The organism is Paenibacillus sepulcri (genome assembly GCF_042647105.1).
GTDB lineage: Bacteria > Bacillota > Bacilli > Paenibacillales > Paenibacillaceae > Paenibacillus_Z > Paenibacillus_Z sepulcri.
Genome location: NZ_JBHRUP010000001.1, coordinates 3207092 through 3221999 on the forward strand (window position 1 = coordinate 3207092; position 14908 = coordinate 3221999).

The 14908-nt window shown below is 55.1% G+C and carries 6 protein-coding genes and 1 pseudogene; 3 read left to right on the forward strand and 4 right to left on the reverse strand.

Translation table 11 applies throughout. From position 1 onward, the window contains the following. Window positions 1-211: 211 nt before the first annotated feature. Window positions 212-10876, reverse strand: coding sequence for an Ig-like domain-containing protein (locus ACFOLF_RS14275; protein WP_379219468.1), 10665 nt, complete (start codon window positions 10874-10876; stop codon window positions 212-214). A gap of 649 nt (window positions 10877-11525) precedes the next feature. On the opposite strand from ACFOLF_RS14275, the pseudogene ACFOLF_RS14280 reads away from it, so the two are divergent. Next, window positions 11526-11774 (forward strand): annotated as a pseudogene (locus ACFOLF_RS14280) (site-specific integrase); the annotation flags it as partial. Window positions 11775-11938: 164 nt separating this feature from the next. On the opposite strand, the gene ACFOLF_RS14285 reads toward ACFOLF_RS14280, so the two are convergent. Further along, window positions 11939-12217, reverse strand: coding sequence for a transposase (locus tag ACFOLF_RS14285; RefSeq protein WP_210043705.1), 279 nt, complete (start codon window positions 12215-12217; stop codon window positions 11939-11941). Window positions 12218-12273: 56 nt separating this feature from the next. On the opposite strand from ACFOLF_RS14285, the gene ACFOLF_RS14290 reads away from it, so the two are divergent. Both ACFOLF_RS14290 and ACFOLF_RS14295 read left to right on the forward strand, forming a co-directional pair. Beyond that, window positions 12274-12633 carry an ArsR/SmtB family transcription factor gene (locus ACFOLF_RS14290; RefSeq protein WP_210042309.1) on the forward strand — a complete coding sequence of 120 codons (360 nt, stop codon included), beginning with the start codon at window positions 12274-12276 and terminating at the stop codon, window positions 12631-12633. Between the two features lie 98 nt (window positions 12634-12731). Beyond that, the gene (locus tag ACFOLF_RS14295; protein ID WP_210042317.1) at window positions 12732-13520 is read left to right on the forward strand and encodes an SDR family NAD(P)-dependent oxidoreductase; all 789 of its coding nucleotides are present in this window, start codon (window positions 12732-12734) and stop codon (window positions 13518-13520) included. Window positions 13521-13983: 463 nt separating this feature from the next. On the opposite strand, the gene ACFOLF_RS14300 is transcribed toward ACFOLF_RS14295, so the two are convergent. Further along, the gene (locus ACFOLF_RS14300; protein ID WP_210042326.1) at window positions 13984-14571 is read right to left on the reverse strand and encodes a zeta toxin family protein; all 588 of its coding nucleotides are present in this window, start codon (window positions 14569-14571) and stop codon (window positions 13984-13986) included. Continuing rightward, the gene (locus ACFOLF_RS14305) at window positions 14564-14740 is read right to left on the reverse strand and encodes a hypothetical protein (RefSeq protein ID WP_210042328.1); all 177 of its coding nucleotides are present in this window, start codon (window positions 14738-14740) and stop codon (window positions 14564-14566) included. The genes ACFOLF_RS14300 and ACFOLF_RS14305 overlap by 8 nt, the downstream gene beginning before the upstream one ends. Between the last annotated feature and the right edge of the window lie 168 nt (window positions 14741-14908).

Sequence of the window (14908 nt, forward strand, 5' to 3'; positions counted from 1 at the left end):
CAGAGAAAGGAATTTTCTTTTGACTGCAGGCGGCTTGCCCATCCCGCCGGCTCGCGCTCCGAGCCGCACACGACTTTATCGAATCAGCTGCATGGCCGGGACAAACAAAGCGCCGCGCATCCGTCTATCCAGGATGCGCGGCGCTTGTCGCTGTTCATTTTTGCGCAGCTGCGACAGGACGCAATGCCACGAACTGAAGCAGCTTAACAGGCTATGAATTGATAAACTGCATATACTCCAGCAATCGTTTTAGCATGACTGCACTTTCTGCGCGGGAGGCATTCTTTTTCGGCGCAAAAGTATGCTCGGTCATTCCCCGCACGATTCCCGTCCCGGTCAGTTGCGCAACGGCATCCCGGGCCCAGCTTGCGATGTCCGTTGTGTCGGCGAACGATACCGAGCCGGCGTCCGCCTTCGGTGATTTCCCTGCGTATGCCATCGCTCTCTCAATCATCGTCACCATCTGCTCGCGGGTGATGGTGGCATTCGGCCGGAATGTTCCGTCCTCGAACCCTCCGATCAGGCCTGCTTGCTGCGCAGTCCCGATCGCCCCGCCATACCAATCCGCCGCATCCACATCCGCGAAAAATCCATCTTCGCCCTCCTCGGGCAAGCCGAGCGCACGCACGAGCAGCGCTGCGAATTCGGCTCGAGTGATGGGAGCGTCCGGTGCAAATCCTCCGTCCGGCAGGCCGTTAACGATCAGCTTGTCCGCCATCAGCTCGATATCATTCTCGGCCCAGTGCGTTTGCACATCCGCAAATGTCCGATCCGACTCAATAATCGTATACAGGCCGTCTTGCGTCGATTGAGTCGTCACCGTCATGCCGTCGTCGGCGAATACGGCCGGGACGAAATGCAGCGTATCGTTCTCGTCAATCCATACGGCCGTTGCGTGATTCGTAACGGCCGGTACGGTCAGCACCATTGTCCGTTCCCGGTAAGAATCGTCCCAACCTTCAATGGCCCGATGGTCCGCTTGCAGCGTAAATTCGATCGGGCGCTCGAGCAGCGCTTCCGCCCCCGATCGGCCAATCGAGCTGCGAAGCGCTTCGCTTCTTGCCGACGCAGCTTTTCCGATCGACACTTCCACAATCGCATCCGCCTGCACGGCTTCCACGGCAGTAAGCGGAATGCGCAGGCCGCTGCCGTCCACGATGACTTGCAGTTGCGCGTTCGGATACGAGTTCAACGCGTCAAGAAGCGGTTTTGCCGGCAACTCGACCGTTACCGTATCGCCGAGCCCGGCGACCTCGATGACCGCCTCATCCGAAGCGGCGAACAGTTCCTCTGTCTGCTTAACCGTAAGCCGCAGCCGTGTCACGGTCCGGCCGTCGCTTGCCGTTTCCGATATTGCTTCTACCAAATTGCCGACTCCGTTGATCGTAATGCTCAAGCGGTTTGCAGGGTTAATGACGGCAGGAGGAACGATTACCGCTCCTTCGCCGCCACCGCTACCTCCACCGCCACCGGCACCCCAAGGGGGGAGTGGGACACTATTCACCGTCACCGTTCTAACCGTTTCCGCCGATTGGCCGATTGGATTGTGCACCTCGTAATGCAGCGTGTACACGCCGGGCGTGTCCGTATCGACCGCTCCGCTCACCGTGATATGGCCGGTCAGGTCTCCGTAATAGCCATCCGTCGCCGTCGCCCCCGGATCGGCAAACGATTCGCCTGCCTCGATCGTAATCGCAGGCAGTCCCAGCAGCATAACGACCGGTGGCGCAATGACATACACCGAGCGTGTTACCGTCGGCGCCACGTTCCCTGCACCGTCCATCACATCGTAAGTCAGGTAATAAGTATTCACCGTATTCGTATAGACCGCTCCAGTAACCGTGATCGCATCCGTCAGATTGCCTTCCTGCGCGTCATGTACCGTTGCTCCCGGATCTGTGAACGTACTGCCCAGCGCGATGACCATCGGATTGTCGCCGTTCAGACGTATCAACGGCTGATCGCCATCGTATACATAAACGCTTCGAGTTACCGTCGCGACATTTCCCGCCCGGTCGCCCGCCTCGTACCGGACCTCAAAGCGGCCCAGACGGTTTGTATCCACATCCCCGCTAAATGCAATCGCATTTGCATCCAGCGCCCCGTCGATGTTGTCCGTCGCCTCCGCACCCGGTTCCGCATATGGCGCTCCCGCCGGCACGTAAAACGGATTGTCACCGACCGGAACAATGACTGGTGCGGTATTGTCCAGCAAATACGGACCGGATGTTGCATCGGCTGCATTTCCCGCTTGGTCGATGGTGTGAATATGCAGATACCAATCTCCGTTTCCACCGCTCTGGATCAGCGTGCCGCCGTTTGAGAAGGGCTGCCACTCCAATGCTTCAACTGTAGGGGAAGCCTCGCTTGGTGTCCATACATAGGATAGCGTGGGCAGATAGACCGCATCCGTCACCGTCACGGTCGTTTCCACCCGTTGCTTCGGATCGGCGCTGCCGGCAGGGCTAAAAATGATAGACGGCGCACTGGCGTCATACGTCAGGCTTAACGGCGCCGCCGCCGTATTTTCGTTCCCCGCCGCATCTTGCGCGACGGCTTCGGCCACATCGACCGTGACCTGCCCGTCTGCCGTCGGCGTCACCATGAATGTATACCTCGTTCCACTTATCGGGTCGAAGCTGTCCACCATTCCGTTATCTACCGTAACGTCTTCCACCGTAAATCCCGTTACATTCTCGTCGAACTCCACCGTCACCGTAAACGCCGCATTCGTCGGGCTTCCTGCCATCGTTGACAAGGTCACGGACGGCGAGGTCTTGTCGTAAACTCGGCTGAGCTGCTCCGCCTCCGTATTCCCGTTCCCTGCCGCGTCGACTGCGACACCACCGGCCACATCGACGGTGACAGACCCGTCCCCCGTCGGCGTCACCACGAAGGTATACTTCGTTCCGCTTATCGGATCGAAGCTACCCACCGTTCCGTTACCCACCGTAATGTCTTCCACCGTGAATCCCGTTACGTTCTCGCTGAATTCCGCCGTTACGGCAAACGCCTCACTCGTCGGACTGGCCGCTGTTGTGCTGAGTATTACGGCCGGCGAGGTCCCGTCGTAATTCAGGCTGAGCTGCGCCGCTTCCGTATTCCCATTCCCCGCCGCGTCTATCGCGATGCCGTCGGCCACATCGACCGTGACCAGCCCGTCTCCCATCGGCGTCACTACAAAGGTATACTTCGTTCCGCTTACAGCGCTGAAGCTGTCCGCCGTTCCGTTCCCTACCGTAACGTCTACCACCGTGAATCCCGTTACGGCTTCGTCGAACTCCGCTGTTACGGTAAACACCGCATTCGTTGGATTCACCGCCGTTGTGCCGAGTGTCACCGTTGGTGTCGTCTTGTCGTAATTCCGGCTGAGCTGCGTCGCCGCCGTATTCCCGTTCCCCGCCGCATCGACTGCGACACCGCCGGCCACATCGACCGTAACCAGTCCGTCTGAACTCGGCGTCACCACAAAGGTATACTTCGTTCCACTCTCTGCGTTGAAGCTGCTCGCCGTTCCGTTCCCTACCGTTACGTCACTTGTGGCAAAGCCCGTCACGGTTTTACTGAACTCCGCTGTCACCGTAAACGCCGCATTCGTCGGATTCACCGCCGTCGTGCTGAGCGTCACCGTTGGCGCGGTCTTGTCATAATTCAGGCTGAGCTGCGCCGCCACTAAATTTCCATTGCCTGCCGCGTCTACCGCGACTCCTCCAGCCACGTCAACCGTAACCGGCCCTTCTGCCGTCGGCGTCACCACAAAGGTATACTTTGTTCCGCTCAACGCGTTGAAGCTGCCTACCGTTCCGTTCCCTACCGTTACATCGCTGGCAGCAAAGCCCGTCACGGTTTCGCTATACTCCGCTGTCACCGTAAACGCCGCATTCGTCGGATTCAACGCCGTCGTGCTGAGCGTCACTGTCGGCGCCGTCTCGTCATACACCAGGCTAAGCTGCGTCGCCGCTGTATTTCCATTGCCTGCCGCGTCGACTGCGACATCGCCAGCCACATCGACCGTTACCGGCCCGTCTCCCGTCGGCGTCACCACGAACGTATACTTCGTTCCGCTCAACGCGTTGAAGCTGCCTGCCGTTCCGTTCCCTACTGTTACGTCGTTGGCGGCAAAGCCCGTCACGTTCTCGCTGAACTCCTCCGTCACCGTAAACGCCGCATTCGTCGGATTCAACGCCGTCGTGCTAAGCGTCACTGTCGGCGCCGTCTCGTCATACACCAGGCTAAGCTGCGTCGCCGCTGTATTTCCATTGCCTGCCGCGTCGACTGCGACATCGCCAGCCACATCGACCGTTACCGGCCCGTCTCCCGTCGGCGTCACCACAAAGGTATACTTCGTTCCGCTCTCCGCGTTGAAGCTGCCTGCCGTTCCGTTTCCTACTGTTACATCACCGACGGCAAAGCCCGTCACGTTCTCGCTGAACTCCGCTGTCACCGTAAACGCCGCATTCGTCGGATTCAACGCCGTCGTCGACAACGTCACCGTCGGCGCCGTCTTGTCATACACCAGGCTGAGCTGCGCCGCCTCCGTATTCCCGTTCCCCGCCGCGTCTATCGCGATGCCGTCGGCCACATCGACCGTGACCGGCCCGTCTCCCATCGGCGTTACCACAAAGGTATACTTCGTTCCGCTTATCGGATCGAAGCTACCCACCGTTCCGTTACCCACCGTAATGTCTTCCACCGTGAATCCCGTTACGGCTTCGTCGAACTCCGCTGTTACCGTAAACGCCGCATTTGTTGGATTCACCGCCGTCGTGCTGAGCGCCACCGTTGGTGCGGTCTTGTCATAATTCCAACTGAGCTGCACCGCCTCCATATTCCCGTTCCCTGCGGCGTCTACCGCGACATCCGCGGCTACATCGACCGTGACCGGTCCGTCTGCCGTCGGCGTCACCACAAAGGTATACTTCGTTCCGCTCAACGCATTAAAGCTACCTGCCGTTCCATTGCCCACCGTTACATCACCGGCGGCAAAGCCCGTCACAGTTTCGCTAAACTCCGCCGTTACTGTAAACACCGCATTCGTCGGATTTACCGCCGTCGTCGACAACGTCACCGTTGGTGCCGTCTTATCGTAATTCCGGCTGAGCTGCGCCGCCGCTGTATTTCCATTGCCTGCCGCGTCGACTGCGACGCCTCCAGCCACATCGACCGTAACCAGACCGTCTGCCGTCGGCGTCACCACAAAGGTATACTTTGTTCCGCTTACAGCGCTGAAGCTGTCCGCCGTTCCGTTCCCTACTGTAACGTCTACCACCGTGAATCCCGTTACGGCTTCGTCGAACTCCGCTGTTACCGTAAACGCCGCATTTGTTGGATTCACCGCCGTCGTGCTGAGCGCCACCGTTGGTGCGGTCTTGTCATAATTCCAACTGAGCTGCACCGCCTCCATATTCCCGTTCCCTGCGGCGTCTACCGCGACGTCCGCGGCTACATCGACCGTGACCGATCCGTCTGCCGTCGGCGTCACCACAAAGGTATACTTCGTTCCGCTCAACGCATTAAAGCTACCTGCCGTTCCATTGCCCACCGTTACATCACCGGCGGCAAAGCCCGTCACGGTTTCGCTGAACTCCGCCGTCACCGTAAACGCCGCATTCGTCGGATTCACCGCCGTCGTCGACAACGTCACCGTTGGTGCCGTCTTGTCATAATTCCGGCTGAGCTGCGTCGCCGCCGTATTCCCGTTCCCCGCCGCGTCGACTGCGACACCGCCGGCCATATCGACCGTAACCGGCCCGTCTGCCGTCGGCGTCACCACAAAGGTATACTTCGTCCCGCTTACCGCGTTGAAGCTGCTCGCCGTTCCGTTCCCTACTGTTACATCACTGGCGACGAAGCCCGTCACAGTTTCGCTAAACTCCGCCGTTACGGTAAACGCCGCATTCGTCGGATTTACCGCCGTCGTCGACAGCGTCACCGTTGGTGCCGTCTTGTCGTAATTCCGGCTGAGCTGCGTCGCCGCCGTATTCCCGTTCCCCGCCGCGTCGACTGCGACACCGCCGGCCACATCGACTCTAACCAGCCCGTCTCCCGTCGGCGTCACCACGAAGGTATACTTCGTCCCGCTTACCGCGTTGAAGCTGCTCGCCGTTCCGTTCCCCACTGTTACATCACTGGCGACGAAGCCCGTCACAGTTTCGCTAAACTCCGCCGTTACGGTAAACGCCGCATTCGTCGGATTTACCGCCGTCGTCGACAGCGTCACCGTTGGTGCCGTCTTGTCGTAATTCCGGCTGAGCTGCGTCGCCGCCGTATTCCCGTTCCCCGCCGCGTCGACTGCGACACCGCCGGCCATATCGACCGTAACCGGCCCGTCTCCCGTCGGCGTCACCACGAAAGTATACTTCGTTCCGCTTACCGCGTTGAAGCTGCCTACCGTTCCGTTCCCTACCGTTACATCACCGACGGCAAAGCCCGTTACAGTTTCGCTGAACTCCGCTGTTACCGTAAACACCGCATTCGTCGGATTCACCGCCGTTGTGCTGAGCGTTACCGTTGGTGCCGTCTTGTCATAATTCCGGCTGAGCTGCGTCGCCACTAAATTTCCATTGCCTGCCGCGTCGACTGCGACGCCTCCAGCCACATCGACTGTAACCAACCCGTCTGCACTTGGCGTCACCACGAACGTATACTTCGTTCCGCTCAACGCATTAAAGCTACCTGCCGTTCCATTGCCCACCGTTACATCACTGGCGGCAAAGCCCGTCACGTTCTCGCTGAACTCCGCCGTTACCGTAAACGCCGCATTCGTCGGATTCACCGCCGTTGTGCTGAGCGTCATTGTCGGCGAGGTCCCGTCGTAATTCAGGCTGAGCTGCGCCGCCGCTGTATTCCCATTGCCTGCCGCGTCGACTGCAACACCGCCGGCCACATCGACTCTAACCAGACCATCTGCCGTCGGCGTCACCACGAAGGTATACTTCGTTCCGCTCAACGCATTGAAGCTGCTCGCCGTTCCGTTCCCTACTGTTACATCACCGGCGGCGAAGCCCGTTACAGTTTCGCTAAACTCCGCCGTTACTGTAAACACCGCATTCGTCGGATTCACCGCCGTCGTCGACAACGTCACCGTCGGCGCCGTCTTGTCGTAATTCCGGCTGAGCTGCGCCGCCGCTGTATTTCCGTTCCCCGCCGCGTCGACTGCGACACCGCCGGCCATATCGACCGTAACCGGCCCGTCTGCCGTCGGCGTCACCACAAAGGTATACTTCGTCCCGCTTACCGCGTTGAAGCTGCTCGCCGTTCCGTTCCCTACCGTTACATCACCGGCGGCAAAGCCCGTCACAGTTTCGCTAAACTCCGCCGTTACGGTAAACGCCGCATTCGTCGGATTCACCGCTGTCGTGCTGAGCATCACCGTCGGCGCCGTCTTGTCGTAATTCCGGCTGAGCTGCGCCGCCGCTGTATTCCCGTTCCCCGCCGCGTCGACTGCGACACCGCCGGCCATATCGACCGTAACCGGCCCGTCTGCACCCGGCGTCACCACGAACGTATACTTTGTTCCGCTCACCGCGTTGAAGCTGCTCGCCGTTCCGTTCCCTACTGTTACATCACTGGCGGCAAAGCCCGTCACAGTTTCGCTAAAGTCCGCCGTTACTGTAAACGCCGCATTCGTCGGATTCACCGCCGTTGTGCTGAGCGTTACCGTCGGCGCCGTCTTGTCATAATTCCGGCTGAGCTGCGTCGCCGCCGTATTCCCGTTCCCCGCCGCGTCGACTGCGACACCGCCGGCCATATCGACTCTAACCAGCCCGTCTCCCGTCGGCGTCACCACGAATGTATACTTCGTTCCGCTTACCGCGTTGAAGCTGCCTACCGTTCCGTTCCCTACCGTTACATCCCCGGCGGCGAAGCCCGTCACGGATTCACTGAACTCCGCTGTCACCGTAAACGCCGCATTCGTCGGATTCACTGCCGTCGTCGACAGCGTCACTGTCGGTGCCGTCTTGTCATAATTCCGGCTGAGCTGCGTCGCCGCCGTATTCCCGTTCCCCGCCGCGTCGACTGCGACACCGCCGGCCATATCGACTCTAACCAGCCCGTCTCCCGTCGGCGTCACCACGAATGTATACTTCGTTCCGCTTACCGCGTTGAAGCTGCCTACCGTTCCGTTCCCTACCGTTACATCACCGGCGGCGAAGCCCGTCACGGATTCACTGAACTCCGCTGTCACCGTAAACGCCGCATTCGTCGGATTCACTGCCGTCGTCGACAGCGTCACTGTCGGTGCCGTCTTGTCATAATTCCGGCTGAGCTGCGTCGCCGCCGTATTCCCGTTCCCCGCCGCGTCGACTGCGACACCGCCGGCCATATCGACTCTAACCAGCCCGTCTCCCGTCGGCGTCACCACGAATGTATACTTCGTTCCGCTTACCGCGTTGAAGCTGCCTACCGTTCCGTTCCCTACCGTTACATCCCCGGCGGCGAAGCCCGTCACGGATTCACTGAACTCCGCTGTCACCGTAAACGCCGCATTCGTCGGATTCACTGCCGTCGTCGACAGCGTCACTGTCGGTGCCGTCTTGTCATAATTCCGGCTGAGCCGTACCGCCGCCGTATTCCCGTTCCCCGCCGCGTCGACTGCGACACCGCCGGCCACATCGACCGTAACCAATCCGTCTGCCGTCGGCGTCACCACAAAGGTATACTTTGTTCCGCTCAACGCGTTGAAGCTGCCTACCGTTCCGTTCCCTACCGTTACATCACCGGCGGCAAAGCCCGTCACAGTCTCGCTAAAGTCCGCCGTTACTGTAAACACCGCATTCGTCGGATTCACCGCCGTCGTCGACAACGTCACCGTCGGCGCCGTCTTGTCGTAATTCCGGCTGAGCTGCGCCGCCGCTGTATTTCCATTTCCTGCTGCGTCGACTGCGACACCGCCGGCCATATCGACCGTAACCAGACCGTCTGCACTCGGCGTCACCACGAACGTATACTTTGTTCCGCTCTCCGCGTTGAAGCTGCCTAGCGTTCCATTCCCTACTGTTACATCACCGGCGGCAAAGCCCGTCACGTTCTCGCTGAACTCCGCCGTCACCGTAAACGCCGCATTTGTCGGATTCCCTGCTGTTGTACTTAACGTCAACGTCGGCGGACTCACGTCAATCCAATGTGCGTAGAGGGTTATATCCTCGCCGATGACGCTCGACTCTGTCCATTGATCGCCGCCGTTAGATTCCGTAAACCATCCTACGAAGCTGAGTCCCGCAGGGGTAACAGGAGGCAGCAAGGTCACGCCCGCCGATTCCATTGACGTAGCCAAAACGCGAACCGAGGACGGCGGTGTTCCCCCTGCGCCGTTTAAGTCAAAGCTCAGAACAAACTCATTTCCGATTACGACGGGAGCGGAACTGCCCAGAACGGAACTGTCGATCGTACCTGTGTTATCGATCGTGCCCGAGCCGCTCAGTTTTCCATTCCCATTGATCGTTCCCGTATTCGTGATTGTAACGCCCTCCGGAATAATTAACTGCTGTCCCCCCGGAATCGTAATCGTGCCGGCGTTATCCAAGCTGAATGAATTGTCGGCCGCTCCCGATCCTGCACCGATGACCGAAACCTCATTCGGACTTCCTGAGGAAGGGATGACTGTTCCGCCTTCTATCGTAATATCGCCGCCGGAGCCTTGTAAACCGCCGCCGATTCCCGCCGCCTGAAGGCCACCATTTGCTGTTATATTCCCATCCGTGATGGAGATCGTGCCGCCGTCACCTTGCTGACCGCCGCCGATTCCTGCTCCATAATAGCCGCCGCTCGCCGTTATTGTGCCGCCTTCTATGGAGATCGTTCCGCCGTCACCCTGATAACCGCCGCCGATTCCTGCTCCAAAAAAGCCGCCCGTCGCCCCCACCGTTCCACCTTTTATCGTGATCTCGCCGCCGGTATTTCCAATACCGCCGCCGATTCCTGCTCCATTAGAGCCGCCCGTCGCCTTCACTTCTCCGTCCGTAATGGTGATCATGCCGGCGGATCCGTTCGCTCCGCCGCCGATTCCCGGCGCCTGATTGCCGCCCCACGCCGTTACTTTTCCACCATTAATGGTGACCTTGGTATTGGGAGCATCTCTCCCGCCGCCGATTCCTGCTCCATAATCGCCTCCCGATGCCGTTACCGTGCCGCCCTCTATCGTGATCTCGTTGCCTGAACCTCGCCAACCGCCGCCAATTCCCGCTGCCTCAAAGCCTCCCGTCGCCGTTACTTCTCCGCCTGTGATGGTGATGGGGCCGGCGGAACCGCCGGAACCGCCGCCACCGTACCCGCCGCCGATTCCCGCTCCATAATCGCCTCCCCTCGCCGTTACCTTGCCGCCCGTAATGGTGACAGGGCCGCCGTTGGCATTCGAACCTCCGCCAATTCCTGCGCCGGCACTGCTGCCTGTCGCCTCCACCGTGCCGCCCGTGATGGTGACCGTACCTGCGGATTGGCTAATCCGGCCGCCGATTCCTGCGGCGCCATTCCTGCTGCCAGTGGATACTGCAATCAGCCTGCCGCTTTCCGCCTCGCTCGTGTCCTCGATAATGATGGCCGCTCCTACTTCCACCTGGACGGCAGGACCAGCAGAAGCCGTAATCGATAACTCTTTTCCCGCAAGGTCCAGCGTCAGTTCCTTCCCGACAGGGACAATGAGCGTCCCGTCCGCTTGGGTTATATCCTCCTTCAAGTGAACGATCGAGCCGTTTTCACTGTTCGCAAACGCCGAAGCCAACGAAGCCCAGTCATTAACCTCGACCGTACCCGCCGCCTGTGCCGGCCGTTCCCCGGCCGCAAACACTATTCCACTGATAAAAATTGGGATAAGTGCAGTGCGCACCCCCTTGTTCCATTGTTTCCACGTGGCCGATCGCCGCCAACCTTCTTTCATCTTCCTCTCCCTTTCCGAAAACTGATTCGAACAACGAACGATGTACCGGATGCCGCATTTTTGCTCGCGCAGAGCCCTTGTTGTGTAGTTGCCGCATATCAAGTCGAGTTCATTGCCGAATTAGGTGTATTTTAAGTGCTTGTCTGCCATGGTTCAGATGTCCAGGTATTAAAAACGGATATGAAGAAGTAGCAGGACTAACGAACCATGATTTTCATTTTTGGGGCTATTCAAGCGTTCTGCGCCGCCAAAACCCAGTTCCGAGCCGCTTATGGCGCTTTTCATAGATTTCTGACTTTGCTGATGTAACGATAAAATGTTACCTTAGTAGTGGAAGCTCAAATCTATGACATGATTCCAGGGAAAACTCGAGTGCAATAAGTCCTATATGATTATTTCGACATTATTCCTTCGAATCATTATATGACCAGCCAAAAAAATCTTAGTCTCCACCTTATCGTGGAGGTAAGGTCTTCTCGGACTCTATCAACCGAATTATAAGAGGTATCGATATCCTGATACTTCCCAGGATTGCTTAGTGGAGCGAAGTTTTATCGTCGAAGCGAAACCCGCTGACGCTGTTCCCCAGCCATACCGGCGTATGCTGGCGTCCCGTACCGGTGTCGGCGACGCGATTGCCTTCGCCCCATTTCATCGTGAGCGCCCTTACCTGTGGTTTCGACAGTTAATTAAGAAGAATGGATTTCAGTATATCCGATTTCACGGTCTGCGCCACACCTCCGCTACGCTCCTGATTAACCAGGGCGTCCATGCTAAGATCATTTCTGAACGGCTCGGGCACGGCAGCATATCGACCACGATGAACATTTACGGTCATGCGCTCCAGTCAGCTGACCAGGCTGCAGCGGATAAGTTCGAATCTCTGTTTTCCAATTAAAGCAAAAGCACAAAAATAAAGACGCTCGAGGATACTCCTCCCGGCGTCATCATTGTAATCTATTGTGTCGAATTATCTCTGTTTATATTTATTAGGTTTTTCACATCATATTCACATCAACGGACATTTCTGAAAGCTGTACCATAGTGAAATAACAGCCTGTACTAGAGCCAAAAACCCTTGATATATAAGGCTTCCCAGCATACTGGCGGCCGACTGCGAATCGAATGCGATTCACTAATATCGCCGCGGCAACAGGCTCTACTTCTGCCGCATTGTAAATTTCGCCAGGGAGCCCCAGTACGGTCGATCCATAGGATAGCATTAAGCATCATTTGAATGTCCTTTGGAGGTCTTCCCCCTTGTTTCTCGTCCAGTGGAAGTAGGTTTTTTATAATTTCCCATTGAGCATCGTGAACTAGATTGCTTTTTTTAAAAGCTATCCGTTATATTGAAATAAATGATCAAGCATTTAATCATTTGATCTGGAGGTGGTGCGTTGAAGGAACTAAAGCAAAGCAAACTGTTGGAAAAAAAGAAAGCTCTCCTTCATGAGATTCGTCAGTCCACAGATATTTTCAAAGCACTTGCCGATCCCGTAAGGCAGGATATTCTAATGATGTTTATGTTGTCTAAACGAATGAATGTTGCACAAGTTGTGGAGCAATCGCATTTATCCAGACCGGCAATATCTCATCATCTAAAAATACTTAAACAAGCAGGCATCTTAATCTCCTCAAAGGAAAGGACAGAAGTTTATTATAGTCTTACCTTTGAGAACTCGGTTATTGAGCAGCTTAAAGCAATCATTCTTGCTGCCGAAAGCCTATCGAATGACCCTGCTAAAGCGCTTGAATAACAGACATGACTTTCTCGCAATCAATGAAGAAAGTCCTTTTTTTAAATCATAATGATTAAATGTTTAAGCATTTAAAATAATAAACGGAGGTAATACAAATGAACTATTCAAAGAAGACAGCCTTGGTAACAGGCGCATCATCCGGAATAGGGGAGGTTTTCGCAAACGAGCTTGCCAAAAAAGGATGTAACTTAATATTGGTTGCCCGGTCAGAGGATAAACTCAAACAAATTGCACATGAACTTCAAGAAACGCATTCGATCCATGCGATACCTCTTTCGGTTGATCTTTCTTCAGTCAACGCTGCGGAGAAAATAGCCCAGGAAGTTGAAAATCTCGGCTTGACGGTTGATGTTCTTATTAATAACGCCGGGTTTGGAACTTTGGGGGAGTTTAATCAAATCTCGCCGACTCGTGTTCATCAAGAAATTCAGCTAAATGTAGTATCCCTGACTGAATTAACTCACAAATTCATTGGTTCCATGATTGAGAGGAAGGACGGCATTATTATCAATGTTGCTTCAATGACAGCGTTTCAGCCAGTACCGTACATGGCTGTGTATGGTGCCACGAAAGCTTATGTTCTCTCTTTCACGGAAGCGTTATGGGCCGAGTATAGAGATAGCGGCGTTCAAATCGTTGCGTTATGCCCTGGAGAAACGAAGAGCTCGTTTCATGCAGCATCCGGTTCGGACAATTTGAAAAGTAAGCGCATGGAGCCGATTGATGTCGTGAACGCGGCGTTTAAAGCGGTAGAAAGGAATCGCAGCCACATCATAGTTGGACGAAATAATTATATTACGGCTCAGCTGCCGCGTTTACTGCCTCGGAGCACGGTCGTAAAATTCGCTAAACGAATATTTCAGCAAGCCTTGAATATCAAGTGACATCCTAGGCTCAATATGGGGAGGTTGTTACATCATATAAAACCACTCTTTTATCCGCTGAAGCGGGAAACGGAGTGGTTCATTTTCCCTTGCGTATTCGCTTAAGTAGGTTAAGCGATGTATATCGACCACGATGAACATTTACGGTCATGCCCTCCAGTCAGCTTGGCCAGGCCGCAGCGGATAGGCTCGAATCCCTGTTTTTCCATAAAGCAAAAGCACAAAAATAAAGACGCTCGAGGATACTCCTCCCGGCGTCATCACTGTAATCAATTGTGTCGAATATCTATTAATCAGGTTTTTCACATCATTTTCAGATCAACGGACATTATAGCCAGAACCCCTTGATATATAAGGACTCCCAGCATCCTGTTTAATTCCTCACCAGTGATACAACCGCCTCCACATGTGTTTTCTGGGAAATAGGAACATGGATCACTCGCTGTATATCATACGGCTGCAATCACTTCAAATATCTTTTTTCAACCTGTTCAATCCAACTAGGAAGTGGATCCATACGATGTACAATTGAACCATGGCTTATCTGAAGCACCCTATCACCTTCATCGCTGCTGTTATCAATGACAATTAGATGATCGATAAGGTGCAAATTGTTAAGTAAATTCTGAATTGAAGTGTCATGTCTTCTAACAATATCCTCAGTTGGAATATGATGCCCGCCATTTTTAACACGCACTGCAACTCGCTCTATGTTTAAATGATAATCACCTAAACCTACATAAAACATCGTGATCTCAAACTTATAAGCTTTAGCATCTTGAATGAGACGAATGCCATTGCCTCCTGCCAATGTAGTTTCAACCGAAAAATCTCTACCATGACGAATACAATCTCTGGCCAACTTGATGGCCTCTTTGCCCGCCGATACTTTTCGGCTTTCAGGACGCAAAGAATCAATCCCTCGTGCCAAAGCATCTGGATCAATATTCACACTGATTCCTAGCCGATCAACGATCAGGTTTCGAATCGTACTTTTACCGCTGCCATTATTACCGGCAAATATATACATAATCGGCATTTGTTCATGCATGAGAACTATCCGAGTTGGCAATGGGAACAATATCCCCGTTGTTATATTCCTTTACAATTTGGCCTTCAACGGTTTTATATACGATATAAGTGTCATTGGCTTTTGCATCCAACTTTGCACGATCTCCTGTAAGCTTAATAAGCTTTTCTAAATCTTTGAATTTATCCACAGGCCTCACCTTTCCACCACTAGTATCTACATTTACTTACAATTATAACACAGCAAAACGATTCGACGTCACACATTGGTTCCATCTCAGCATTTTCAACCCACGATTCTACATGAAATAATCTTCTTAAAATTCTGGTTTTGATAAAGTTAGTTGAAAGATGACTCC